This window comes from Enterococcus sp. DIV1337a, from assembly GCF_051712285.1.
In the GTDB taxonomy this organism is placed as follows: domain Bacteria; phylum Bacillota; class Bacilli; order Lactobacillales; family Enterococcaceae; genus Enterococcus; species Enterococcus faecalis.
In genome coordinates, this window is record NZ_JBIOOP010000001.1 from 1050187 (window position 1) to 1075673 (window position 25487).

At 38.3% G+C, this 25487-nt stretch carries 25 protein-coding genes and 1 riboswitch; of the genes, 23 read left to right on the forward strand and 2 right to left on the reverse strand.

Annotated features, from left to right (window positions below):
• Positions 1-23 precede the first annotated feature (23 nt).
• The 20 genes from IGL49_RS05165 to IGL49_RS05260 all read left to right on the forward strand — a co-directional run bounded on the left by IGL49_RS05165 (position 24) and on the right by IGL49_RS05260 (position 17770).
• Complete coding sequence (locus IGL49_RS05165; protein WP_025189516.1) at positions 24-416, forward strand: hypothetical protein; 393 nt, start codon at positions 24-26, stop codon at positions 414-416.
• Between the two features lie 19 nt (positions 417-435).
• The gene (locus IGL49_RS05170) at positions 436-843 is read left to right on the forward strand and encodes a RinA family phage transcriptional activator (RefSeq protein WP_104854622.1); all 408 of its coding nucleotides are present in this window, start codon (positions 436-438) and stop codon (positions 841-843) included.
• A gap of 224 nt (positions 844-1067) precedes the next feature.
• Positions 1068-1484, forward strand: coding sequence for a hypothetical protein (locus tag IGL49_RS05175; RefSeq protein WP_164982873.1), 417 nt, complete (start codon positions 1068-1070; stop codon positions 1482-1484).
• A gap of 12 nt (positions 1485-1496) precedes the next feature.
• Positions 1497-2009: a phage major tail protein, TP901-1 family gene (locus tag IGL49_RS05180; protein WP_002381948.1), complete on the forward strand. Its 513-nt coding sequence runs from the start codon at positions 1497-1499 to the stop codon at positions 2007-2009.
• Positions 2010-2041: 32 nt separating this feature from the next.
• The gene (locus IGL49_RS05185; RefSeq protein ID WP_002357848.1) at positions 2042-2401 is read left to right on the forward strand and encodes a tail assembly chaperone; all 360 of its coding nucleotides are present in this window, start codon (positions 2042-2044) and stop codon (positions 2399-2401) included.
• A gap of 17 nt (positions 2402-2418) precedes the next feature.
• On the forward strand, positions 2419-2787 hold the full coding sequence (locus IGL49_RS05190; RefSeq protein WP_104854620.1) for a hypothetical protein: 369 nt from the start codon (positions 2419-2421) through the stop codon (positions 2785-2787).
• Positions 2777-5710: a phage tail protein gene (locus IGL49_RS05195; RefSeq protein ID WP_104854619.1), complete on the forward strand. Its 2934-nt coding sequence runs from the start codon at positions 2777-2779 to the stop codon at positions 5708-5710. The genes IGL49_RS05190 and IGL49_RS05195 overlap by 11 nt, the downstream gene beginning before the upstream one ends.
• A gap of 1 nt (position 5711) precedes the next feature.
• Positions 5712-6638: a distal tail protein Dit gene (locus IGL49_RS05200; protein ID WP_104854618.1), complete on the forward strand. Its 927-nt coding sequence runs from the start codon at positions 5712-5714 to the stop codon at positions 6636-6638.
• Positions 6639-6650: 12 nt separating this feature from the next.
• Positions 6651-8108, forward strand: coding sequence for a phage tail protein (locus tag IGL49_RS05205; protein ID WP_104854617.1), 1458 nt, complete (start codon positions 6651-6653; stop codon positions 8106-8108).
• Positions 8109-8140: 32 nt separating this feature from the next.
• Positions 8141-9910: a hypothetical protein gene (locus IGL49_RS05210; RefSeq protein ID WP_104854616.1), complete on the forward strand. Its 1770-nt coding sequence runs from the start codon at positions 8141-8143 to the stop codon at positions 9908-9910.
• 23 nt (positions 9911-9933) lie between these two features.
• On the forward strand, positions 9934-10329 hold the full coding sequence (locus tag IGL49_RS05215; protein WP_104854615.1) for a phage holin family protein: 396 nt from the start codon (positions 9934-9936) through the stop codon (positions 10327-10329).
• A gap of 118 nt (positions 10330-10447) precedes the next feature.
• Complete coding sequence (locus tag IGL49_RS05220; RefSeq protein ID WP_162782441.1) at positions 10448-11572, forward strand: SH3 domain-containing protein; 1125 nt, start codon at positions 10448-10450, stop codon at positions 11570-11572.
• Positions 11573-11725: 153 nt separating this feature from the next.
• Positions 11726-12646: a tRNA pseudouridine(55) synthase TruB gene (gene truB / locus IGL49_RS05225; protein WP_002357840.1), complete on the forward strand. Its 921-nt coding sequence runs from the start codon at positions 11726-11728 to the stop codon at positions 12644-12646.
• Between the two features lie 25 nt (positions 12647-12671).
• Positions 12672-13622, forward strand: coding sequence for a riboflavin biosynthesis protein RibF (gene ribF / locus IGL49_RS05230; protein ID WP_162782443.1), 951 nt, complete (start codon positions 12672-12674; stop codon positions 13620-13622).
• Positions 13622-14218, forward strand: coding sequence for a GNAT family N-acetyltransferase (locus tag IGL49_RS05235; RefSeq protein ID WP_104854612.1), 597 nt, complete (start codon positions 13622-13624; stop codon positions 14216-14218). The genes ribF and IGL49_RS05235 overlap by 1 nt, the downstream gene beginning before the upstream one ends.
• 149 nt (positions 14219-14367) lie before the next feature.
• The gene (locus IGL49_RS05240; RefSeq protein ID WP_002357837.1) at positions 14368-14691 is read left to right on the forward strand and encodes a PadR family transcriptional regulator; all 324 of its coding nucleotides are present in this window, start codon (positions 14368-14370) and stop codon (positions 14689-14691) included.
• A 3-nt stretch (positions 14692-14694) separates the two neighbouring features.
• Positions 14695-15036 (forward strand): DUF1048 domain-containing protein, encoded by a 342-nt coding sequence (locus IGL49_RS05245; protein WP_002357836.1) that lies wholly within the window; start codon positions 14695-14697, stop codon positions 15034-15036.
• A gap of 24 nt (positions 15037-15060) precedes the next feature.
• Entirely contained in the window at positions 15061-15321 is a 261-nt protein-coding gene (locus tag IGL49_RS05250; RefSeq protein WP_002360471.1) for a DUF2087 domain-containing protein, read from the forward strand.
• A 159-nt stretch (positions 15322-15480) separates the two neighbouring features.
• Positions 15481-16656: an FtsW/RodA/SpoVE family cell cycle protein gene (locus IGL49_RS05255; protein WP_104854611.1), complete on the forward strand. Its 1176-nt coding sequence runs from the start codon at positions 15481-15483 to the stop codon at positions 16654-16656.
• Positions 16622-17770 carry an FtsW/RodA/SpoVE family cell cycle protein gene (locus IGL49_RS05260; RefSeq protein WP_104854610.1) on the forward strand — a complete coding sequence of 383 codons (1149 nt, stop codon included), beginning with the start codon at positions 16622-16624 and terminating at the stop codon, positions 17768-17770. The genes IGL49_RS05255 and IGL49_RS05260 overlap by 35 nt, the downstream gene beginning before the upstream one ends.
• Positions 17771-17831: 61 nt before the next feature.
• Here IGL49_RS05260 and IGL49_RS05265 read toward each other — a convergent pair whose 3' ends face one another.
• Entirely contained in the window at positions 17832-18719 is an 888-nt protein-coding gene (locus IGL49_RS05265) for a LysR family transcriptional regulator (protein WP_002357832.1), read from the reverse strand.
• 23 nt (positions 18720-18742) lie between these two features.
• Entirely contained in the window at positions 18743-19618 is an 876-nt protein-coding gene (locus IGL49_RS05270; protein WP_002382245.1) for a LysR family transcriptional regulator, read from the reverse strand.
• Between the two features lie 252 nt (positions 19619-19870).
• A riboswitch (M-box (ykoK) riboswitch) is annotated at positions 19871-20041 on the forward strand.
• A gap of 112 nt (positions 20042-20153) precedes the next feature.
• Here IGL49_RS05270 and mgtA point away from each other — a divergent pair.
• The 3 genes from mgtA (at position 20154) to hrcA (ending at position 25474) form a co-directional block, all read left to right on the forward strand.
• Positions 20154-22814: a magnesium-translocating P-type ATPase gene (mgtA, locus tag IGL49_RS05275; RefSeq protein ID WP_104854608.1), complete on the forward strand. Its 2661-nt coding sequence runs from the start codon at positions 20154-20156 to the stop codon at positions 22812-22814.
• 242 nt (positions 22815-23056) lie between these two features.
• Positions 23057-24205, forward strand: coding sequence for a radical SAM family heme chaperone HemW (hemW, locus tag IGL49_RS05280; RefSeq protein WP_164982891.1), 1149 nt, complete (start codon positions 23057-23059; stop codon positions 24203-24205).
• 225 nt (positions 24206-24430) lie between these two features.
• A complete protein-coding gene (gene hrcA, locus IGL49_RS05285) occupies positions 24431-25474 on the forward strand; it encodes a heat-inducible transcriptional repressor HrcA (protein WP_104854606.1) in 1044 nt (347 codons plus the stop codon).
• Positions 25475-25487: the final 13 nt, after the last annotated feature.

A 25487-nucleotide genomic window follows, 5' to 3' on the forward strand; every position in this document is an offset into this window, starting at 1 on the left:
ACTGATGTTAGGTTATCTAATTGGTGAAAGAGAAGGCCGTAAACATGAGTAATTTAACAAAACGTAAAAAAGATTTATTTGAAATGAAAAGCGTTGTATTTAAAGATATTTCAAAGCAACAAAGCGAAAAAGCACAAAAAAGAAAACGACTCTTACAACTAATGAATCAATATCCCGATTGGACAAGTCAGAAAAATAAACCTATTATGCAGGAAATTCAAGAATTAGGACAAGCAATCGGTAATTGGTCGATGGATCAATCAAGACCCATCCAATCCATCAAGGCCGCATCGTTTACAAAAAGCGAGTATCTCTATTTAATTTGGCTCGGTTATTCAGATGAAGCGATTCGTCACGGCTTAGACATGTCGAAAGAGTGTTATTTTATTTATCGATTAACACTTTTAAATGAATAAAAGTAAAGGAGACTAACCAATGCGTACGTCAACATTTAACTATATCAAAGATATTTTAGCAGACTTTTATAAAACAGATGAGTATATCCGTCAACGGGAAGAAGAATTACGGCACCCTTATCAAGAAGCGGATTTAAATGCTGGTATTAAAGGACAAGGACTTCACTCTGTAGTGACCGAACGAATGGCGATTACGATAGCTATGGATCGTCGTCTGTGGAATTTAGAGAGAAATCGAGACATTATCAAAAATTGTTTAGCTGAAGCGGATGAACAAACGCGCGTGATTATTGAAGAACTATATATGAAAAAACGAACATCTTTAACATTAATTGGACTTGCCCAGCAATTATTTATTAGTAAAAGCCAAGCCTATAAATTAAGAAATCATTTCTTTGAAGCAGTGGCAGATGAACTAGGGATGTAAACATGGAAAAAGCGTGGAATTTTTTCAGGTGTCAACATGGTAAATTAATAGTGTCGAAAGAGATAGATAAACGTGAGGCAACTCAAAAAGAAATGAAGACACGAAATTCTATGATTTTGACTGCTTTCTTGTGTCAGTTATGAAGGAGCAGAAAATGCCGGCTACTTTCAAGATCCTTCATTTTGACTAGAAGAGAGCCAATTTGTTAACCAATCCTGAATCTTTTGAATGGAAAGGTGGCGCTAAAAATGAATGAAGCGGAACAAGAGTTATATGAAGCACTTGTTGCAATCTGCCAGACGTCAGGATTTTTGTTGCTAGAGGAACTGCCGACAGATTTACCAGATCAGCCATTTGTTTGCTTAGGCGATAGTAAAGAATTACCTAAATCAACTAAATCAGCTATTTTGGGAGAAATTGAATTAATGATTCATGTTTATGGTGCGTTATCTGAACGTCAACAAATTTCTACAATTAAAGGAACGATTTTACGGCAGGCAACCAGTAACTTAAAACGAACGGCTCATTTTAATTGGGGTATCAAACATCAAGAAGTCAAAGCACAAATGGTAAAAGATACCAAACAAATGAAAAAAACAATTTGGCATGCTGTACTACCATTACACATGCAATTTTATTAGGAGGAATTATCAATGGGAGAAGTTATGCAAGGAAAAGACCGTATTTTATTAGTCCGTCGCTTGGATGAAGCAGCGACAAAGAAAGCAATGAAACCCTTATTTCAAATTGAACATGAATGGGAATTCTCACGTGAATCGAGCGGTACGCAAACAAAAGATGGCGTTGCGAATGCTGTTTCTGGTTTAGAAGTTACGTTATCGTTAAGCGGTTTAGCCTCTCGAGATGATGAAAATTTATACATGAAAGACGCAGTTGAAGATGGCATCTTAATGGAATTTTGGGATGTTGATTTAAAAGGTGAAAAAAATGCGGAAGGTAAATATCCAGCAATTTATGCCCAAGGTTATGTAAATTCATGGAGTTTACCAGCCAATGTAGAAGAATTAGTAGAAATCGAAACAGAAGCCTCTATTAATGGCAAACCACAAGATGGCTTTGCAACAGTAGAAGCAGATATTATTGCGGAAGCACAATATGCGTTCCAAGATACCGTGCCAGATAAAGCACCACAACCTGGCGCATAATCAAAAAGTGTTGAATTTTAGGAGGATAAAAAATGAATTTAGAGATTAACGGAAAAACAATTGAAGTGAAATTTACGATTGGCGCGATTCGCGAATTAGATAAACGTTACCAAATTGAGAATGGCGCTGCCAAATTCGGCATGGGCATCAGTTCAGCAATGATTTATTTACGCCAATACAATCCAGTAATCTTAGTTGACATCATGGAAGCCTTACAAAGTGGGCAATTAAAAATAGGTAAGTCGGAAATTGAAGCATGGTTAATGACCCAAGATGTCAAAAAACTTTCAGATGATTTGCTTAAAGAAATGGGAAAGCAACCTCTTACAAAACCAATGATCGATCAGTTCAGCAAAGAAGCGAAGAAAGCAGAAGCGCAAGCAACCAACTAATTAAAACGAGCGATGACGTGTATCACGACATCGCTCTTTCTGCTTTTCGCTACTTAGGCTGTCGTTCATTTGAAGAAGTGGATCAGATGACCATGTCTGAATTTGAATTACGAATGATTGCTTTTAATTTAGCAGAAGTAGATGAAGAGCGGAAAAGGCACGAGCTTGCCTACTTAAATGTTAAAGCGCAAGCGACAAACAAAAAAGGAAAACCCGTTTTTGAAAGCTTTAAAAGTTTTTATGATTATGAAAAACGAGTTGCTGAAGTTCTGGCAGTTAACCAGCCACAACGAACAAAATTAAATGAGCGGAAAAAAACGCAACTTGCCACTGTGGCAGAGCGTCTACGCCGCTATCGAGAAGGGAGGAGAGTAGATGGAGAATGACAAAGAAAAAACGCCGTTATCGGAGGCAAAGAAAAGCCTTGCAGGCGTCCAACAAGCATTAAAAAGTATGAGCGGTGAGTATGCCTTATTAAGTGGATATTTAGGGAAAATTAGTGCGGGTGTCAATCAGTCAGCCACGGTCATGAACACATTTAAAACCGTCATGCAACAATCTGGAGAAACAGTGAAAAAAACAGGAGACGAAACAGCAAAGGCAGCAGATCAAATGAACACAGCGTTAACAGATTCTGCTGAACAAGCCGGTGAAGCAGCTAAAAAAGCGGGGAAAGAAACCTCTGATGGCTTTACTAATGCACAAAATAATATGCTGAGCTTTGGGACGGCCATGACTAGTGCCGTTTCCTTACCTATGCTGAACGTTTTAAAAACAGCTATGGGCGTCGGTGCTGGGATCAGTGGCGAATTTCAAGGAATGCAAGGACTGATTATGGCCAGTGCAGGAGGGATTTCTGATTCATTGCAAGGCGAGTTGCAAGGGGCATTGACTCAGATGAATCAATCATTTGAAGCGGCGGCACAAGTGATTCAAAGCGTGATGGCTCCAGGAATGGAAATTTTGGTTCAAGTGGTTATCACAGTCGTCAAAGGCATTACAGCTTTGGTGAATTTATTTATCAAATTACCAAAACCCGTCCAAGTTTTTATTGTTGCCATTATGGGTATTTTAGCCGCCATTGGGCCCATGCTGATTATGGTAACGATGGCTCAGCAAAAATTTCAACAGTTTAGTGATGGTTTGGTTCTTGTAAAAGGAAACATTGGGAAGTTAGGTGGTGGCTTATCAAAACTAAGTGCTAGTTTTAGTGCCTTAAGTGGAGGACCGTTAATTTTAATTGTAGCAGCCGTTTTAGCAGCGGTAGCAGCGTTTATTTATTTCTATAAAACCAATGAAACATTTAGAAATAGTATCAATCGCTTAGCTAGTGCCATTCAAGGAGCTGTTTCAGCGGCGTTTGGCAAATTGGTAGGATTGCTACAACAGATCCAGCCGGCCTTTCAACAAGTAATGGCAGTTTTTAAACAATTTTTTGCAGTAGGCTTAGAGAAAATGGCGACTATTTTTTCAACAATTGGTCGTGTGCTAGCAGGTGTTTTTGCCAGCGGTTTGCAATTAGGTAGTAACTTATTAGGGCAATTTGGTGGCACCTTTGACAAAGCTGGTTTAGCGGTTGGTCTTTTGGTAAAAGTTCTGACAAAAGTTGCACTGGCTGCATTAGGAATTTCTGGGCCGTTTGGTCTAATTATTTCCTTGATTGTTTCATTCGTGACGGCCTGGATGAAAACCGGTGATTTGAGTGCGGGTGGTATTACCCAAGTCTTTGATAATTTAGGTAACACGATTACATCGGTTACAACAATGCTTGCGGCCAATCTACCGAAAGTTATCCAACTTTTTACAACCGTCTTAACCAGTATTCTCGGGAAAATAACAGAAGCTATTCCAAGTATCGTCACCGCGTTATCTAGTTTAATTACGTTAATTGTTGGTGCGATCGTTGCCAATTTGCCACTTTTAGTTGAAGCGGCAACACAAATTATTACTACGTTGATTCAGGGGATTACAACAGTCTTACCAATGTTGATAGAAGTTGGTTTGAGCTTATTAATGACTTTAGTTAATGCGATTGTCACCGCCTTGCCAACAATTACAACTGCAGCGATTAATATCCTCACTACATTAGTAGCAGCTTTTGTCACAGCGTTACCGATGCTAGTTACAGCAGGTGTTTCAATTATCACGGCCTTAGTCAATGCATTTGTTACGATGTTACCGTTGATTTTGACTGCTGGTTTACAAATTTTGATGGCATTAATCACTGGGATTATGACAATTTTACCTCAGTTAATTCAATCAGCGCTGACAATTATTCTAGCGTTAGTGACAGCGTTGATAGGTGCCTTACCACAGATTATCAGTGCCGGTGTCAAATTGTTAATGGCGTTAATTCAAGGAATTATTTCGATTTTACCAACCTTAGTTGCGGCAGCTATTACCTTAATTTTGACATTGGTAAATGCCTTAATTGGTGCCTTACCACAAATCATCAGCGCAGGTGTCAAATTGCTAATGGCCTTGATTCAAGGGATTATTTCAATTTTACCGCAACTGGTTACTGCAGCAATTACGCTAATTACCGCTTTAATGGGTGCGTTAATCAATGCGTTGCCACAGTTATTAAGTGCTGGGATTCAACTGATTCAAGCCTTAATTAATGGTGTACTCAGTCTATTGGGTGCCTTGTTGTCCGCAGCAGGAACATTAATCTCACAAATGATCACGAAGATTGGTTCTTATTTTGGTCAACTGTTAGCTTCGGGCGGACAGTTAGTTGAAAATATCAAAAATGGCGTTATCAATGCAGCCGATCAGGTAAAAAATGCCATTGGTTCTGTAATTGAAGGTGCTTGGCAAGCAATCCAAGGTTGGTTTTCAAAATTCACTGATGCCGGTGCGAATATTGTCGGCATGATTGCTGATGGAATTACAGGCGCAATTGGAAAAGCCAAAGAAGCAATTGATGGAGTTGTCAGTAAAATTCGTAACTTTTTACCATTTTCACCAGCAAAAGAAGGTCCTTTATCTGATTTGCATAAATTGAATTTCGGCGGCACGATTGCCACGGGGATTTATGCAGGCGAAACAGCCGTTAGTAGAGCAATGGCTGCTATTTTAGATTTACCGCTGTTAAATGATTTTGCCTTGGACTTAGCTGGTCGAGGAAACTTCACGGCAACGATTGACCATCGTTTAGAAAATGATGCATACAATCGACCATTATTTGTGACAGTAGAGTCAACGTTAGATGGAAAAGTTGTCGCAGCGACTACGGCACCTTATCTAGCAACAGAGTTACAACGACAACAAGTGAAACAAAATAACCGCTTAGGAAGGAGAGGATAACATGTATAAATTTGTTGATACCAATCAAGCAACTCGTTCAACGCCTCTTCCTTCAGAAGCGTTGAACTTTAATGGCCAATTTTTGGAAAAAGTCATCCCTGGCTATCAAACATTATCAGTTTCAGGACGAGAATTAGTTCCAAGCGAAATTGAAAGCTATCAATTAGGGATTCGTGATGGCAAACGTCACGTTTATGCGCGGATTCCAGAACGAGAATTAACAGTCAAATATCGCCTTTCAGCTGTGAATAATGAAGCGTTTCGAGATGCATTTAATCATTTAAATGTTGCTTTGTTTACGGAAAAAGACGTTTCTATTTGGTTTAACGATGAACCGGAAATGCTGTGGTTTGGTAGTAAGTCTTCAGTGAGTGATGTACCCGAAGGCGTTAACCAAGTAACAGGCACCTTTACTTTATTGCTTTCTGATCCGTATAAATACACACGGAGTGATGCGACTAGTGTGATGTGGGGTTCGCCAACCATTACATTTCAAGCAAATTACTTAATGGGGAATACAGGCTCAGGTGCAGTTGATTTTCCAATTTTAATTGAAGGCGGGGCCTATTGGGGATCAACCATGATTACCTTTCAAAATCGGGCTTACACGATGGGGGATTTAGGCAAAGAAGTTCGGCCAATTGAAATTTATCCTACGGTTGAAGGCTTAAAAGTCAAACCGACCATTATTTTAACAGGAACCGGACGTGGTGTTTGGATTAAAACACGGAACGATACAATTAACTTAGGAGACTTTGATAGTTCGGAAATTATCATTGATACTGAAAATTTTTATCTGACAAAAAATGGTGCACCGATGATTCGACCAATGAACGATTTTTATCTATATCCCAATGAACCGCTGTATATTCAAGCCAAAGATAGCGACTTCCGCTTGACGATTCGCTATCCTAACCGATTTGTGTAGGAGGGTGATTAAATGTTAATGGCACTGGATTTGAAAAGAACATATACGGCAATTTTGGATAATGCCTATCAAGTCAGTTATGAAAAAATAGAGAACAAAATTGGCAGTTTAGATTTTACCATGCCGCTAGATGATCCTAAAAATGAATTTATTGCAGAAATGCAATGGGTGGAACTGACCGACAATGAGAATGAATATATTGGTTTATATCGCGTGATGCCAACCACAATTAAGAAAGATGCGAACAATAATCAAATTCACTACTCTGCCACAGAAGCATTATGTACCTTAGGTGATACTGTCCTTTTGGGTTGTCACGAAATTAAAAACAAAACAACGAAAGAGGCCATTCAATTTCTATTAAATAAACAAAAAACAAAGCATTGGGTCCTAAAAAAATGTGATTTTTCAAGGAAATTAACCTATAAATGGGAGAATGAAAATGGAATAGTCGAGCCTTTATTTAGCATCCCAGCCGATTTCGAAGAGGAATATCTTTGGCAATGGAATACAGAGGTCTATCCTTTTGAACTTTCATTAGTCAAACCACCAACAGAACCAGTTGCGCGAATTCAAGAAGGTTACAATATGCAAGGATTTGAAATAGAACGTAACCCCAAGATGCTAATCAATCGGATTTATCCATTAGGTTCAGGCGAAGGTGTTAACAAAGTCAATATTCGCTCGGTCAATCAAGGGGTTCCATATTTAGAGAATAAGGCCGCAATTGACCGCTATGGTTTATTGGAGGCAATTTGGGTGGAACAGCGTTTTTCTGATCCCAAGGCATTAAAGGAAAATGCTTTGCGAATGTTAGCAGAATGGACTAAACCGCAAATTTCTTGGCTAGTGACTGCAGCTGATTTGATTAAATTAACAGATCAACCTTTGGCAATTGATCGTTTGCGGTTGGGTACGGTTGTCATGATTAATACGAATGAGTTTGGGAGTGTCAACCTTCGTATCAAAAAAGAAAGTAAAAAAGATGTCTTTGGTGCCCCCCAAGACATTCAGCTAGAGTTGGGAAATCTGCAAGAAACAATTCATAGTACCATGACAGCTTTCAGTCGGAAACAAGAGATTAGCGAAACTTACGCACAAGGGGCGACGACGCTTTTAAATCGTTCAGTACAAGGAGAACTTAGCAAGACACAGCCAGTGGAGCTGAATTTATACTTTGACGAGGACATTCTTTATGTAAACACCGCAGAATTAACGTTCAAGGCAACTACTAAAGGACCTTCGCATTCTGTAACGAACATTGATGTGGTAGTGGATGGCAAAAAATTACCCCAACTATCATTGCAACAACAACGGCTCAACATTTTGAGTTATTTACGAAAAACAACAGATGGAAAAATAGAACGCGGCAATCACACGCTTCAATTTTTCTCTCACCAGCCACTATGGTTGGATGCTTCGGTCATCTGTCGTGTGTATATTCAATCCCAATTGGGTGGCCAGTTTTAATAAAATAATGAAAATTAGAGGAGTGTGACGAAATGTCAGTAGAACATATTGAAGAATTAGATACCCTGAATCAAGGTCGCCTTAAAATCAATGCAATCTTGGATCAGTCAAACGCGTCGGCTGAGAAAGTTGATGCTTACCAAGTCCAGTTAACGAATGGAATTTCTGAAGCGAAAAACATCGCCGATGAAGCTGGCAAAGAAGCTGTACAAATTGCTACCGATGCAGGCAATCAAGCAAATGATACAGCCAACCAAGCGATGAACAATGCCAAAACAGCCATCACAATTGCAGGAAACGCAGTTTCAACGGCAAATAATAATAAACAAGAATTTGATACTTTACGAAATGATTTCGATCAATTAGTTGCAGAAGCGGGTGATAGTAATCCAGAAATTGTCCAAGCACGCACAGATACACAAGGCATCAAACAAGCTACTCTAGCGAATCGTCTTCAAATTGATTTGAATGACCGCATGACAAAAGCAGATGGCATTTCTTTATTGGCTAAGCCAACTACTGTCAAAATGAAGTTAGACTTTAACGGTAAAACGGCCGGCAATACAGCCACCAATGCAAACAGTTATTCCACTGATTTTACGGCTAAAATTCTTAAGAAGCCAACAGATGTTTGGGAGGAAGTTTCCCAAGTGGACTACAATAAAATGGCCAGCCGTGATGATGAGGGGGTGAAAACAGGTTCCACCCAAAGCGGTGTGATTCCACAACAATTAGCAGCCTTCAATCTCGTTGAAGCTGCTAAAAAATTAATTCCACAAATGTTTGAGACATTCACAACTGACGAGGCGGTGGCATTTGTTCGCCAGAACGTGCAATTTTTTACGATTAATCAACGTGTGAAAGCCACGGCGCCCAATAATCAAACGATTAAAATCGCTACGTATTTACCAACTACGGATAGTTGGGTCACTCAAATCCAAGAATCAGCAAAAGAGTTCAGCGATTTTTCAATTCAAATCAATGATCAGAATTTTATCACAGATGAAGGTTTCATTTATTTAATGAGCTACACTGATTCATCGAATGGTGTGACACCAGCCAGCTTAGAAGTTGATTACGTGGGGCTTCATATTGGTCTGTCTGTTGATGCCCAAGCGGTTTTAGCGAAGAGTGGTTTTGTTCAAGCAGCGCAACTCAAAACGCATGTGGAAAATCAGGATAATCCACACCAAGTAACCGCTGAACAAGTGGGGCTGGGCAATGTAGAAAATTATGGCTTCGCATCAGACAGTGAAGCAGTCGCGGGAACTTTAACGAGTAAATATATGCACCCGAAAAACGTTGCGGAAGCGATTAAAGGTCAAGCTGTGACCCAAACAGGTGATCAAGAGATTGCTGGGGTGAAGAATTTCGTAACTATGCCAACCGTCAATGGCGCACCTTTGGAATCCTCTAAAATGGCTATTTATGAAGCTAGTGGAGTTGGTGAAGTCGAGACAAAATATCAGGCGGCCTTTAATAAGGATAATATGAAATTTGTATTAATTAGGGTAGGAAATCGTGTTGATGCATTTGTAAGATGTAATCTGAGTGATCCGACGAAATTGAATAACCACATGCCTAAAGTATTTAACATACCAACTGGGTACAAAATGTCCTCAAAAATAAGTGCTAGTGTCTGGAATATTCCGCTCTCAGTTGCACCTTACGCTTTTCCGTATCCTAATTGTAATGCACTATATGAAATCGGAAATCAAGGGATAATTTTTGCCTCAAGCAGAGCTGGAAATATTTACCTACAAGGAAGTTGGTACACGGACGATCCGTTTCCAACAAAATAACAAGCTAGTTTAGGAGTCTTTTTATGGAACGTTATCTCAACACAATAACAATGCTTTTAAGCATTTTCGGTGGAATTGTCATACGTTTATTAGGTGGATTAGATCAATTGTTGGATGTTTTCCTCTTTTTAATGATTGTCGATTTCATCACAGGTTGGATTAAGGCAATCGCCACAAAAGAATTGTCCAGTCGGATTGGTATGCTCGGAATTGCGAAAAAAGTGACGATGTTATTTGTGGTTGCCGTAGCGGTTCGTATTGAAAAAGTTGTGGGGAACAATTTGCCAATTCGGGAAATGGTTCTAATTTTTTACATTGCGAACGAAGGACTTTCTTTTTTTGAAAATATTGCGACCTTTATTCCTATGCCGAAAAAGTTAAAAGAGTTATTTATTCAGTTAAAAAATAAAGATGATTAAGTAGAAGTGGTCGGGACAAACGTAGAACTTTCGGCTGATTGCCGAAGAAGCTACTTCTGTTCCGCCATTTATCTGCAGGTTTAAGCCATGGAAGGGAAGTTATTTTGACTTCCCTTCCATGGCTTTTTTAAGAAAGGAGCATGCTATGTTTAAAAAATTAATGATTCAACTTGCTTTAGTGATTGTCTTAAGTTTAACGATTCCGATGACGACTTGCGCTTACACTATCGAAGCGGATCCAATCAACTTTGCTTATTTTCCAGGCTCTGCAAGCAATGAATTAATTGTTTTACATGAATCAGGAAACGAGCGGAACCTAGGACCACACAGTTTAGACAATGAAGTGGCCTATATGAAACGAAATTGGTCAAATGCTTATGTCTCATATTTTGTCGGATCTGGTGGACGAGTGAAACAATTAGCTCCTGCTGGTCAAATTCAATATGGCGCAGGTGCTTTAGCTAACCAAAAAGCCTATGCGCAAATCGAATTGGCTCGAACGAATAATGCGGCGACGTTTAAAAAAGATTATGCTGCCTATGTTAATTTGGCTCGTGATTTGGCTCAGAACATTGATGCTGATTTTTCGCTGGACGATGGAACAGGTTATGGAATAGTCACTCATGATTGGATTACAAAAAATTGGTGGGGAGATCATACAGATCCTTATGGTTATTTAGCGCGTTGGGGGATTAGTAAAGCGCAGTTGGCACAAGATTTACAAACGGGCGTTTCTGAAACAGGTGAGACTGTCATTATTCAGCCTGGTAAACCTAATGCACCAAAATATCAAGTAGGACAAGCAATTCGTTTCACTTCAATCTATCCAACGCCAGATGCTTTAATCAATGAACATCGCTCAGCAGAGGCACTTTGGACACAAGTAGGAACAATTACAGCGAAATTACCCGACCGACAAAACCTTTACCGTATTGAAAATAGCGGACATTTGTTAGGCTATGTGAACGACGGCGACATTGCTGAACTTTGGCGCCCGCAAACGAAGAAATCATTTCTAATTGGTGTGGACGAAGGCATTGTTTTAAGAGCGGGCCAACCTAGTTTGTCAGCACCCATTTATGGTATCTGGTCCAAAAATACTCGCTTTTATTACGATGCGTTTTATATTGCAGATGGGTATGTTTTTATTGGTGGAACAGATACGACAGGCGCGAGAATTTATTTGCCAATCGGACCAAACGATGGCAACGCACAGAATACATGGGGAGCATTTACTAGCTAAAAAAAGCCACAAACTCTGATAAAAGCAGAGTTTGTGGCTTTTTTTGCATTTAGGAGAGATTTTGCTAAAGGGAATGAGCAACGGAGACTGCGAAGCTAGGCACTTTTATGCTATAATGACAAAGTTAGTATTATGGGAACTGGAGGAACTATAATGGACGGCATTTTACCGTTATGGAAGGAACGTGGCATGACAAGTCATGACTGCGTATTTAAATTGAGAAAAATTTTACATACCAAAAAAATTGGTCATGGTGGGACGTTAGATCCAGATGTCGAAGGGGTCTTACCCATTTGCGTTGGCAAAGGAACGAAAGTGATCGAATATATGGTAGATTCTGGCAAAACCTATGAAGGTGAAATTACACTTGGATTTGCTACGACAACCGAAGATGTTAGTGGCGAAATTGTTGAAAAAAAACCAGTTACAACACCTCTGTCAACTGAACAAATTGATCAAGCAATGGCCGAAATGACGGGTGAAATCACACAAATCCCACCGATGTTTTCTGCGGTGAAAGTCAATGGTAAACGTTTATATGAATATGCCCGGAACGGTGAAGAAGTTGAACGGCCGCAACGAAAAGCAATGATTTATTCATTTGAACGCACTAGTGAACCAATTTTTAACGAATCCGCTCAAACACAAAGTTGGCGGTTTAAAGTAGTTTGCGGCAAAGGAACCTATGTGCGGACACTATCCGTGGATACTGGCAAAAAATTAGGCTATCCTGCCCATATGTCGGATTTAACTAGAACGGCAAGTGGCGGTTTGCAAGCTGCGCAATGCTTAACGTTAGAAGAAGTAGCTAAACAAATGGCTGCTGAAACAATCGATCAATGCCTGTTGCCCATTGAGACAGCAGTAGAACAATTCCCACGAATTGATCTATCAGATGAATTATATCAAAAAGTAAAAAATGGCATGCGTTTGCACAAAAAAGAATTAGGAATAAAGGCAATGCCAGAATCCCTAGTTGCTTTATTTTACCAAAATCAAGTGGTTAGTTTATACATGCCACACCCAACGCATGATAAATTATTGAAACCAAGTAAAGTTCTACGGAACAATTAAATAAAAAAGAAGGAAGTTTTTGCACATGCAAGTTATTCAACTACATCATCCCTATGAACCCAATCAAATTCCTAATGACGAAGTCGTGATGGTCCTAGGCTTTTTTGACGGTGTTCACAAAGGCCACCAAAAAGTAATTGAAACAGGCAAAAAGATTGCTGAGGAAAAAGGCTTGAAGTTAGCTGTGATGACCTTTAACCAACACCCATCAATCGTTTTTCAAAAAGTTTTACCAGAAAATATGAAATATTTAACTAGCTTGGAACAAAAAGAACGCCTAATGGCCAACTTGGGCGTTGATATTTTATATATCGTCGAATTTACTTCAGCGTTTGCTCAATTAAAACCGCAAGATTTTGTCGATCAGTATATCGTTAATTTAAATAGTGCAGTGGCCGTTTCTGGGTTTGATTATACGTATGGTCCTAAAGAAATCGCTGGAGTCAAACAGTTACCAACTTATGCGCAAGGCCGTTTTGAAGTGGTGACAGTACCGAAAGAAGAAATGACTGGTGCCAAAATTAGCTCAACAAGAATTCGCGAAAAAATGGAAGCCGGCGAGATGGAAGAGGTTACGGAATTGTTAGGATATATTTATGAAACAGAAGGAACAGTTGTCCATGGCGATGCTCGTGGTCGGTTATTGGGTTTCCCAACCGCTAATGTCAAAGTGAAAAGCACCGTGCGCTTACCAAGAATTGGCGTCTATGCTGTGCAAATCGAAGTTGGTGGCAAATGGTATGTTGGCATGGGCTCAATCGGTCATAATGACACCTTTGGAGAAGGGCGCGATTTAACCGTGGAAGTCTATATTTTGGACTTCCATCAAGATATCTATGGTGAGCAAGTGGTGGTTCGTTGGAATCATTATTTACGTGATCAAGTGAAATTCAATGGGGCTGAAGCCTTAATCGACCAATTAAAACAAGATGAACGAGACACGGCTGCCTATTTTCAACAATCTGAGGACAAATAATGAAGATTCGTCAAGAAAAACCTACAGAGTATCAAGCTGTAGAACGTTTAACGTATCAAGCGTTTAAGGAATTAAACTTGACCGAAAACTGGCGTCCCACAGAGCATTTTATCGTGCATTTATTAAGAGAAAGTGCTGACTTTATTCCGGAGCTGTCCTTAGTTTCAGAAACTGATCAAGGGAAATTAACGGGCCATATTATATCTTCAAAAGCTAAACTACGATTACCTGATTATACAGAAAAGACCGTTTTGACCGTTGGGCCGGTAAGTGTCCATCCAGAAGCGCAGAACATGGGCGTGGGCTCAGCGTTAATTAAGCGTTCTGTTCAGAAGGCCAAAGAATTAGGCATCGGCGGATTGATTATTCTGGGTCATCCAACTTATTATATGAAGTTCGGTTTTGTTCCAGCGACTACTTTTCAGATTACGTTACCAGAAAAAGAAACGTCAGAAGCACTATTGGCTTTGGAATTACTGCCAGGTTATTTTGGCATAAGTGGTGGGGAGTGGCACTTTTCAACATGCTTTACTTATCCAGAAACACATCCTGCAGAATTAGAAGCCTTTGAAGTAGACCTCAGAATAAATGAATAAAGAATAATAAGACGCGACAACCACTAGTTAAGTACCGGTGGTTGTCGTGTTTTTACTACTTTTTATCACAAAGTAGTTGACAGAATCGGTACTCAGTATTATTATGTAGTGGTACATAGTACTAAAGAGTAGGTTGGGGAGGAAAAGCAGTGAAGCAGACAGAGTTGCTAAAAGGCATTTTAGAAGGTTTAGTTTTAGCCATCATCCAAAGGAAAGAAACATATGGTTATGAAATTACAAAAATTTTAAATGACCAAGGTTTTACTGAAATTGTTGAAGGAACCGTTTATACGATTTTACTCCGTTTAGAAAAAAATCAATGGGTTATAGCTGAAAAAAAGCCTTCAGAAAAAGGGCCAATGCGGAAGTTCTATCGCTTAACTTCATCAGGAGAAGCAGAACTCGCTGATTTTTGGCAGCGTTGGACGTTGCTTTCAAAACAAGTAAACAAGATGAAAAAAATGGAGGGATAGAGCATGTCAAATTTTAAAGCGTTGATCAAAAAAGTTGTTGGGGATAAAAAAGAGTACAAAGAATATAAACGACGGATTGCAGCATTACCAGCAGAGTATCGACAAGTATTTCAAGAAATCGAAAAATATGCATGGCATTTTTCAGATCATAGCGGAGCCAATATGTTCAATGCGTTGACTGATTTACTTGATTTGTTTGAAGAAGGAGCTGCTAACGGAACACCTATCAAAAATATTACGGGGGAAAAAGTAGGCGATTTTGCTGAAACAATTGTCAATGAAGTCGCTGGCAAATGGACCGATAAACAGAAAGAAAAACTGAATCATCAATTTTCTAAACAATAGTCAAAACAAAAAAGGAGAATAAACATGGTTGAAAATTTTTTTAAAGAAGGAAAGTTGCTGGTTATTCCCAAGAAAAATGCGAAAAAAGTCCAAGTGTTTCAACGTGTGGCCAACCAATTTGAATTTGGGAAAGAATATACGGAAAAAGAAGTCAATCAGCGACTTAGAGAAATCTATGAAGATTATGCACTTTTGAGACGGTATTTAGTAGATTATCAGTATTTAGAAAGAGATAAGTTTGGAAAAATTTATCAGAAATGTGAGCAACACACAAAAATTATATAAATGATTTTTTTTATAAGTAGCGAAACTAGGTGAAATGAACCAAGTCTAGCTACTTTTTGTTATGTAATCTTAGTAATAGTTCTATAAAAAACTCTCTATTTGTTTTCTAACTCAGACTGGTAAGATTGATTTAATTAGAAAAAAGATAGAGGTGAGAGAATGAATCTACGTACTTTAGGTCTAACAAAAATTCTTTTGACCTTTATTATATTGAGTATTATTGGCGCGTTAATGATTTATAGCGCCAGTAGCTATGACTTGCTGATGCAAGGCGTGAAGCCCACTGCTGTGTTTATTAAACAAGGCATTATTATGTGTCTGAGCTGGGTGCTAATGTTCGTGATCTACAAAGTTCGATTAGAAGTGTTATTTAACAAAAAAATTGCGATTGGACTGCTTTTAGTTTCGGTACTATTACTGCTAATGGTTCGACTACCTTTTTTTGGTGTAGCAGCGAATGGCGCACAGCGTTGGATTTCTCTCTTTGGGATTCAATTTCAGCCATCAGAACTTTGTAATTTTGCGATTATTTATTACTTGAGCTGTTATTTAGGTGAAAAAGAAAATGGCTTAACAACGAAGCAGTTAAGGAAACAATGGCTGTTTGTTTTGGTCGTTGCATTTTTAGTTTTAATTCAACCCAAAGTTGGCGGGGCCATTCTTATTTTAGTTATTGGCAGTGTCTTGATTTTCTCAGCAAGTATTCATGCAAAATTTAGTGTAATTGCTGCAGGGATTGTCGTTGCTAGCGCGGCGCTTCTTTCTAAAATAATTATTTTTCTAGGCGATCACCGCTACTTACCGCATTTTTTTGCGCATGTGTATGACCGCTTAGTTGTTTTGAAAAATCCTTTTTTATCCTTTCATGATCGCGGATTTCAGCCTTCAATGGCCTATTTAGCGATGTATAACGGTGGGTTTTGGGGTACCGGACTAGCCAATGGTATGGTAAAAAAAGGTGGCTTACCAGAAGGTCAAACAGATTTTATCTTTGCGGTAATTGTGGAAGAACTCGGTTTGATTGGCGGCTTACTATTGTTATTTCTTTTGTTATTTTTAGCGGCCTCGATTTTGCGGAGTAGTTGTGCAATAAAAAATCATTGTTACGGCTTGTTTTTGTTAGGGGTCGGGACCTTGATTTTAGCTCAAACGGCAATCAATATTGGTGGCGTTTTGGGTTTGATTCCAATGACGGGCATTCCCTTACCGTTTGTTAGTTACGGCGGGACAAGTTATTTAATCTTTTCAGTGGCATTAGGAATCGTCATTAAAATTATTGCAAACGAAAGGCGGCAGTTAAATGGTCAATACAAAAAAATTCAACTTACATCTTAATTATGATTTATTATTGCCCATTTTTTTACTCACACTTTTATCTTCTGGTGTGCAATACTGGATTGCCGTTAATGAAGGAAAAGATGGAACTGTGCCAGCATTAAAACAACTTTTCTTTATTTTTGTTGGCTATGCAGGCATGTTTTTAGCTAGTCGGCTGTCACAGAAATTTATTTGGAAAGTAGCTCCTTTTTTCTATGGATTTTCATTAATCTTGATGAGCGCTTTGTATTTTTCCTATGATCAAGGAATGTATTTATTGACGGGCACAAAGCGCTGGTTAGATTTAGGGTTTATTAAATTTCAGCCATCAGAAATTGCGAAAATTGCGTTTATTTTAATGTTGGCAAAAATTATTGTCCAACATGAGCAACAAGACTGGACCGATAAATGGCGTTCAGACAAGCAACTTCTAAAAAAAATCGTTGCGGTTAGTGTGCCTGTTTTTTTCTTGATGGCGGTACAAAAAGATTTTGGGACATCCCTTGTTTTCGTAACGATTATTTTATCTCTTTTAGTTATTTCAGGAATTGATCGCAAAATTTTAATTATTATTTTCAGTGCTTTAGCAACGTTAGGCGTGGTCTTGATTCTGTTAGTCTTTACAGAGTGGGGGCACAAAGTACTTTTCTTTTTACATTTTAAACAATATCAATTGGATCGAATTTTAGCATGGATTCATCCCTATGATTATGTCGATAAAATCTCCTACCAACAAGTACAGGGCTTATTAGCAATCGGTTCGGGTGGTTTATTTGGCAAGGGTGTGCATGGGATTGAAGTGTATGTTCCTGTTCGTGAGTCTGATATGGTTTTTACTTTTATCGGGGAAGCCTGGGGCTTTGTGGGCAGTGCCACCGTTGTTTTTCTCTACTTTTACTTGTTCTATCAAGTTTTAGTAGCTGGTTTGCGAAGCAATTCGCGTTTTTGTATGTACATCTGTGTCGCCCTCATCTTTTCGCTGGTTTTTCAAACGGTTGAGAATATCGGTGCGGTAATTGGACTGTTACCGTTAAAAGGGATTCCGCTTCCGTTTTTAAGTCAAGGAGGCACTTCGTTAGTGATGGCTATCACTTCTTTAGGCTTTGTCAAAGGAAGAGAAGCCGCTATCTGAAAACACAAATAAAAACCAAGACTGGAACTCGCTTGCCGACAAGCTCTAGTCTTGGTTTTTACTATTGAAATTGTTTTTGGCATTCAGCCAAAAGTTGTTGAAGTTGTCGACTCATGTAACGTTCCTTTAAATAATACACCGCCATGTTTCGTTTAGGTAGTTCTTGGTAAGTCAGTGTATGGATCGAATTGTCTAAAAGTTGAATATTTGTGTATTCGGGGACAATAGCGAAACTATCGGAATGAGACACCAAGTGAGTAATAAGTGAAAGAGTATCCACTTGAATGACTTTCTCTGGAGAAAAATTAGAAAATGTAGTATCTAGCCAATTGGTTAATTTGTTTTGCTCGGAAAATTCGGTATTTAAACGGACGAAGGGGTACATTGTTAGTTCCTTTAAAATTTCTTCCGTCGTAGCTTTTGCCAAAGCTGGATGATCGTTTCTTAAAATGAATTGATAGTTTGCTGTAAATAAATCAATTTTACCAATATGCTCAGGCAATGGTAAGTCAGCAAAGGAAATACCAAAATCTGCGTCCATTGTTTCCAAGGATTGAAGAATATTTTCTGTAATAATAGTGTGGACTTGTAAGTTGGATGAACGATCCGTTAATGTTGTCATCAGTAAGTCATTCAATTTATATTCTAAATCACAGAGATAAGTGGCTACATAAATATGGTTGGAAGAATGATTAATTTCTTTTAGCTCTTCTTCAATTGAGACCAACTCATTGGTGATGCGCCAACAATATTTTTCTAAAATTAATCCAGCTGGTGTTAAGGTAGTAGTTTGGCCTTGGCGATTAAAAAGTTCCGCGCCTAACGTTGCTTCAAGAATTTTTATTTGCTTACTTAATGCAGCTTGAGAAATTGCTAAATTTTCGGCTGCTTTAGTAAATTGTTTCACTTTGCATAACTCTAAAAAATAATGTAAACGAAATAGTTCCATGGGAATTCCTCCTTTTTCTATTCCTAGAATAAATAACGTAATTGTTCGAATAAATAACGGTGTGCTTCACAATGTCCGTGATGATTATTCTGAACTAAATAGATGGCTCGTTCTGGACTATCTTCCAGAGGAATACCAACTAAGTTACGTCTGTTTAGTTCATCAGTGAGTGAATAAGGAAGGATGCTACAGGCTTTTTCTCGTTGGACCATGTCTAAGACTAAATGAAGAGAAGGGAGTTCGATGACGATTTGCCGATTTTCCCAATTGATTTTACGTTCCCAACGTTTAAACACTTTTTTTTCATATACTTGATCGGAATATGCAGCAAAAGGTAAAGAACGAATTTCGTCAATCGTCACGCTATCGGCATGGGCTAAAGGATGATTTTTATTGACACAAAGGAGATAGCTTTCTGTATAAATTAATTCTTTCTCTAATGGAATCGAGGTATCCAAAAATATCCCAATCCCGATGTCAATTAAATCTGTTTCCAGGGCTGTTTCAAGATCGTAATAATACTTAAAATCAATACTTACATACGGATAGGATTGATTAAATAACAACAAGACTTCTCCAAATGCTTTATCTATATCAATTAAGTTTGTTCCAATCCGAATGGTCGTTGTCGATCCTTGGGTAACTAATTCATTAATCTCTTCTTGCGCTTCCTTAATGAGTGCAAAAATCATTTCTGTTCGTTTGGCGACGACTTCGCCTGCTGGAGAAAGCCGACAATGTTTCTTGTCTCTTAAAATTAATGAAGCACCTAATTCACGTTCCAACTCCTTGAGCTGGGTACTTAAATAAGGTTGACTCGTATGGAGCTTTTGAGAAGCTAAAGTAAAGCTCGCATACTTTGAAACTGCCATAAAATATTCTAGTTGTTGTAATTTCATTTTCCTCACCGCCGTTTCTTTAACTATACAAAAAATAGCAGAAGAAAAGCTTCTCGACAAGGCTATCTGACGGTCTTTAGATTAATTTAACCAGTTATGATTCTATGAATAAATACGAATCATACCAGAAAACCATAGTAAACAAGCGGATTGTTTTTCTTTTTGTTACAGAATGGACAAAAAGTTATCTGCTAAAAACTTTTTCTATATCGTTATTTTTTTAGGGAAGAATTATACTTGCTGTTGTAATTAAATAAGATTTGTTAGGTGAGGCTCCTATACAAACATAGGCTACTGCCCAAAAATGTCGAGAGACGCCAATGGGTAGAACAGGAACTGTCGAATGAAGGCTTTTCTTAAGGTAGCTAAAAGCAATCGCTTTTTACGTTGTATAGTGCTAAAGCTCAACGATAAGAACGATTATTCTTTGACACGTTGAGTTTTCAGCGTGTCTTTTTTGTGGAAAGGGTGAGGGAAATGGAAGATGAACCGAACGTCAATTCAAGTCAACAGCAGATAAATGAGGTGAAAGAAAATGGAAAAGAAAATGCGTCACTTGGGCCATGACTACAGTTACAAAAAGTTTGCCCACGCAGAAGTAGAAAAAGTTTTACAACGTTTTGGTTCAACTTGGGATGGAATTAAGCACCAAGATATTGAAGAATTACAAGAACGTTATGGCCGTAATAAAATTATGAATGAAAAAAAAGCTTCACGGCTGCGACTTTTTATAAAATCGTATATCACGCCGTTTACTTTGGTGTTATTAGCACTAGCAACGATTTCATTTTTTACAGAATATGTCTATGCTGCGCCAGAGGAAAAAGATGTTACTGGTGTGTTAATTATGTTAGCGATGGTCATATTAAGCGGCACGATGAGTTTTGTCCAATCAGTCAAATCAAGCAATGCAGTTGAAAAATTACAAAATATGATTAAAGTTACAGCGACAGTCATTCGTGACAAGAAGCAAATGGAAATTCCTATTGAGGATGTTGTGTGTGGCGACTTAGTCCAACTATCCGCTGGCGATATGATTCCAGCCGATTTACGATTAATCCAATCTAAGGACTTATTTGTGTCCCAATCATCCTTGACTGGAGAGAGTTTTCCCATTGAAAAACACGCGACTCATCAAAAAGATAGTGATCAAATTGATACAGAATACGACAATCTTTTGTTTTTAGGAACAAATGTCATTAGTGGCACTGGTTTAGGCATTGTCATTAAAGTTGGTAATCAAACATTATTCGGACGGATGGCTTCTGATAACGGAGAAGAGCAGCAGCAGACGAGTTTTGAAACAGGAATTAATAAAACAACGTGGGTGCTGATTCGCTTTATGCTGGTCATTACGCCAACTGTTTTTCTAATTAATGGGTTAACAAAAGGCGATTGGGTGGAAGCGTTAATGTTTGCGATTGCCACAGCTGTCGGCTTGACACCAGAAATGTTACCCATGATTGTAACAACCAATTTAGTCAAAGGTTCTCGAGAAATGGCTAAAGAAGGCACGATTATGAAAAATGTCAATGCCATTCAAAATTTTGGCGGGATGGATGTACTTTGTACGGATAAAACAGGCACCTTGACACAAGATAAAGTAATTTTAGAATACCATTATAATATTGGTTGCCAAGAAGATCAAAAAGTCTTGGATTTAGCATTTCTAAACAGTTATTTTCAAACGGGCTTACGTAATTTAATGGATAACGCCGTTATTCAAGCGGCGACACAAGAAAGTGATATACAGTCAGATGATTTTTATAAAGTAGATGAAATTCCTTTCGATTTCAATCGACGTCGAATGAGTGTGATTATCAAAGAATTTAAAACGCGAGAAACACGCCTAATTACCAAAGGTGCGGTTGAAGAAATGCTCTTGGTCTGCACACAGGTACTTTTAGATGGCGAAATTGTGCCCTTAACAGAGACGCTGCGTCAAAAAATTACCAAAGACGTTGAAGCTTTGAATCGGGATGGTTTGCGCGTTCTAGCAATTGCCGATAAAAAAGTCGAAGCGGCTGAATGGGAGTATACAACTAAAGATGAATCAGAGTTGATTTTACAAGGCTATCTTGCTTTCTTAGATCCGCCGAAAGAAACAGCGGCGGCAGCTATTCAAGCCTTGCACCAACATAATGTAGCTGTGAAAGTATTAACGGGTGATAATCAGTATGTGACGCATTCTGTTTGTAAAGAAGTTGGTCTGGCTGGTGAAAAAATTATTACAGGTAATGAACTTCAACAATTAAACCAAGAAGAATTAAGAGAAACCGTTCAAGCGTATAATATTTTCGCCAAAATTACGCCGGACCAAAAAGTTCGCATTGTAAATGCATTAACTGAAAATGGTCAAACTGTTGGCTTTTTAGGTGATGGAATAAATGATGCTGGAGCAATGCGCGCTGCTGACGTAGGAATCTCTGTTGATACTGCTGTCGATGTGGCGAAAGAATCGGCGGATGTAATTTTATTGAGAAAAGATTTAATGGTTTTGGAAAAAGGAATTTTATCTGGACGGCGCGTGTTTACGAACACGATGAAGTACGTCAAATTAACAGCAAGTTCTAATTTTGGCAATGTTTTTTCCGTGATCCCAGCAAGTATCTTTTTACCATTTTTACCGATCGCTCCGATTCAATCGCTATTATTAAACCTAATTTACGATACTTCGTGTATGTCAGTTCCTTGGGACAAAGTAGATGAAGAATACGTAGAAAAACCAAAAAAATGGGAACCAAAATCAATTGGTAATTTTATGCGTTGGTTTGGTCCGACGAGTTCTATTTTTGATATTGTTACCTATTTATTTATGTATTTCATTGTGTGTCCTGCTATTCTAGGTGGCTCATTTTTTGAATTAAGTGGAGCAGATCAATTGCTCTTTATTGGTATTTTCCATGCAGGCTGGTTCATCGAGTCCTTGTGGTCCCAAATGCTCGTCTTGCATTTCCTACGAACAGAAAAAATGCCTTTCCTTCAAAGTAATGCTTCTGGAATTATGACGTTAGTCACTACAGCAGGGATTGTTTTTGGCACTGTTTTACCTTTTACCGCTTTCGGTGCAGAACTAGGATTTGTCGGTTTATCACCAAGCTATTTCTTGTATTTAATCCCGACAATTGTTGCTTATTTGGCACTGGTTGCGTTCATTAAAGTTCTATACGTCAAACGTTACGGTCAATTACTGTAACTGATTTGTACTATTATATATAGAAAAAATTTTTACTTTTCTTCCAAGATTGAGGAGTTGTCGGTTTTTATGACAGCTCCTCGTTATTGTTTAAAGAGACTGTGAGAATTTTTTTATGGATTTATTTGTCATTTACAGTTAGTATGGCTAGTAGAGACTTTCCAAAAAGAACGAGCTTTTTGGTATTAAGGAGATAAAACGAGCTAATGACCAAAACAAACCAAATTTCAACTTCAACGCCGATGTTCGATCGGTCGGCCTATATTCATATTCCATTTTGTGAGCATATTTGTTATTATTGCGATTTTAACAAGGTCTTTTTAGAAGGACAACCAGTTGATGAATATATTCAGAGTTTATTAAAAGAAATTCAACTTACGCAAGCATTGTATCCAGAACAAGAAATGAAAACCATCTATATTGGCGGAGGCACACCAACTTCATTATCAGCGAAACAGTTAGATGTGCTACTAAAAGGGGTTCGCGAACAGTTAACGTTTGATGACCGAAATGAATTTACGGTGGAAGCAAACCCTGGTGATTTAACCCAAGAAAAATTACAAGTCATGAAAAACTATGGCGTCAATCGTCTTTCGATGGGCGTTCAGACATTTGATGATCGCTTGCTCAAAAAAATCGGTCGCAAGCACACCGCCGCAGATGTTTATGAAACAATGAAATTTTTAGAGAAAGAAAATTTTACCAATGTCAGTATTGACTTAATTTATGCTTTACCTGGACAAACATTAGAAAGTTTTCGCGATACTTTGACAAGAGCCTTAGCATTGGACTTGCCGCACTATTCGCTTTATTCATTAATTCTTGAAAATAAAACAATGTTTATGAACTGGGTTCGTCAAGGACGGTTACAGCTGCCTGAAGAAGAAATCGAAGCACAAATGTTTGACGAAACGATTGAAGCAATGGAGAAAAAAGGACGTCATCAATATGAAGTCAGTAATTTTGCTTTAACAGGAAAAGAAAGCCAACATAATCTGGCTTATTGGAATAATGACCACTACTATGGATTTGGCGCAGGTGCCAGCGGCTATCTTGGGCAAACTCGTTATAAAAATCACGGCCCAATCCAACATTATTTGAAACCCTTGCGAGAAAATCAGTTGCCAATTGTAGAGACTGAAGAATTAACTCGTCTAAATCAAATAGAAGAGGAGTTATTTTTAGGCTTACGTAAAAAAATAGGTATTTCTAAACAAAAATTCCAACAAAAATTTCATGAACCAATTGAAGCAATTTATGGAGAGGTCATTCAACGCTTAATCAAAGAAGAATTATTAATTGAAGAAGCAGATATCTTACGTTTAACGAAAAAAGGACTATTTGTGGGGAATAATGTTTTTGAAGCATTTTTGTTAAGTGAAAAAGAGTGAAAAAATAAAAAAATCAGCGAAGTGTGACAAAGCATTTCGATGGTTTTTTTATTACAAAAGTTGGTATTAATGGTTTTTGAAGGTGATTTGCAGTAATTAGCACTCTTGTGTGAAGAGTGCTAAAAAGTTGCGTATTTCCCTTGACAAAAAGGTAAGGACTTGTTATATTAGTATATGTAGTTAGCACTTAGATGTTAAGAGTGCTAATGAAGGGTGGTAATAACGATGATTACAGAAAGACAACAAAATATCTTGAGACTTATCATCCAAAATTACACGAACACGGGCTTACCTGTCGGTTCTAAGAAATTGATGGAGGATGGCATTGCCTCTAGTTCTGCCACAATTCGTAATGATATGAAAGCATTAGAAGAATACGGCTTATTAGCTAAGACCCATTCTTCTTCAGGGCGAATCCCCTCAATGGCTGGATATCGTTACTACGTGGATCATCTTTTACAACCAACACAAGTAGAAGAGAACCAACTTAGAAGGATCCGTCAATCTTTTGGAAAAGAATTTCATGAGATTAATGATATTATTCGACAATCAGCTGAAATTCTATCAGAATTGACAAGTTATACTGCTTTTTCATTAGGACCTGAAGTGAAAGAACGGAAATTAACCGGCTTTCGAATGGTTCCTTTGAATGATCGGCAAGTCCTTGCTATTATAGTGACAGATAAAGGCAATGTTGAAAACCAAGTATTTGCCATTCCTGCCGCTGTTTCTAGCCAAGATCTTGAAAAAATGACACAAATCATCAATGATAAGTTGGTTGGACAACCTTTGTTGACCGTTTATCATCGTTTGCGGACGGAGATTCCGATGATTTTACATCGCTATTTCCAAACGCCAGAAGGAATGATGAACTTATTCGATGAGATGTTAGGACATGCCTTTGAAGAAAAAGTCTTTGTCGGTGGTCGCATGAATTTGTTAGATTTTGGCATCAAACAAGATATTGAACAATTGAAATCTGTCTATTCCTTTATGCAAAATTCTGATGAGCTGACGCATTTATTAAATGGTTCTGCAACAACAGAAAATCCAATTGTTTTTCGTATCGGCTCAGAAATTGGCAACAATCTCTTAGAAGATATGAGCATGATCACTGCTACGTATGAAGTATCAGGACATGGCAAAGGAACAATTGCCCTGCTAGGACCAACCAGTATGCCGTATTCAAAAATATTCGGTTTGGTAGACACGTTTCGACATGAGCTAGCTTCACAACTAGGTGACTATTACCGTTTTTTAGGTAATTAAGCAAACCTTGTTA

Bases quoted from the DNA above. Each gene is read 5' to 3' on its own strand.
- IGL49_RS05170 (WP_104854622.1), top strand. From the start codon at position 436: ATGCGTACGTCAACATTTAACTATATCAAAGATATTTTAGCAGACTTT.
- IGL49_RS05180 (WP_002381948.1), top strand. From the start codon at position 1,497: ATGGGAGAAGTTATGCAAGGAAAAGACCGTATTTTATTAGTCCGTCGC.
- IGL49_RS05185 (WP_002357848.1), top strand. From the start codon at position 2,042: ATGAATTTAGAGATTAACGGAAAAACAATTGAAGTGAAATTTACGATT.
- IGL49_RS05195 (WP_104854619.1), top strand. From the start codon at position 2,777: ATGGAGAATGACAAAGAAAAAACGCCGTTATCGGAGGCAAAGAAAAGC.
- IGL49_RS05200 (WP_104854618.1), top strand. From the start codon at position 5,712: ATGTATAAATTTGTTGATACCAATCAAGCAACTCGTTCAACGCCTCTT.
- IGL49_RS05205 (WP_104854617.1), top strand. From the start codon at position 6,651: ATGTTAATGGCACTGGATTTGAAAAGAACATATACGGCAATTTTGGAT.
- IGL49_RS05210 (WP_104854616.1), top strand. From the start codon at position 8,141: ATGTCAGTAGAACATATTGAAGAATTAGATACCCTGAATCAAGGTCGC.
- IGL49_RS05215 (WP_104854615.1), top strand. From the start codon at position 9,934: ATGGAACGTTATCTCAACACAATAACAATGCTTTTAAGCATTTTCGGT.
- IGL49_RS05220 (WP_162782441.1), top strand. From the start codon at position 10,448: ATGGCTTTTTTAAGAAAGGAGCATGCTATGTTTAAAAAATTAATGATT.
- truB (WP_002357840.1), top strand. From the start codon at position 11,726: ATGGACGGCATTTTACCGTTATGGAAGGAACGTGGCATGACAAGTCAT.
- ribF (WP_162782443.1), top strand. From the start codon at position 12,672: ATGCAAGTTATTCAACTACATCATCCCTATGAACCCAATCAAATTCCT.
- IGL49_RS05235 (WP_104854612.1), top strand. From the start codon at position 13,622: ATGAAGATTCGTCAAGAAAAACCTACAGAGTATCAAGCTGTAGAACGT.
- IGL49_RS05245 (WP_002357836.1), top strand. From the start codon at position 14,695: ATGTCAAATTTTAAAGCGTTGATCAAAAAAGTTGTTGGGGATAAAAAA.
- IGL49_RS05250 (WP_002360471.1), top strand. From the start codon at position 15,061: ATGGTTGAAAATTTTTTTAAAGAAGGAAAGTTGCTGGTTATTCCCAAG.
- IGL49_RS05255 (WP_104854611.1), top strand. From the start codon at position 15,481: ATGAATCTACGTACTTTAGGTCTAACAAAAATTCTTTTGACCTTTATT.
- IGL49_RS05260 (WP_104854610.1), top strand. From the start codon at position 16,622: ATGGTCAATACAAAAAAATTCAACTTACATCTTAATTATGATTTATTA.
- IGL49_RS05265 (WP_002357832.1), bottom strand. From the start codon at position 18,719: ATGGAACTATTTCGTTTACATTATTTTTTAGAGTTATGCAAAGTGAAA.
- IGL49_RS05270 (WP_002382245.1), bottom strand. From the start codon at position 19,618: ATGAAATTACAACAACTAGAATATTTTATGGCAGTTTCAAAGTATGCG.
- mgtA (WP_104854608.1), top strand. From the start codon at position 20,154: ATGGAAAAGAAAATGCGTCACTTGGGCCATGACTACAGTTACAAAAAG.
- hemW (WP_164982891.1), top strand. From the start codon at position 23,057: ATGTTCGATCGGTCGGCCTATATTCATATTCCATTTTGTGAGCATATT.
- hrcA (WP_104854606.1), top strand. From the start codon at position 24,431: ATGATTACAGAAAGACAACAAAATATCTTGAGACTTATCATCCAAAAT.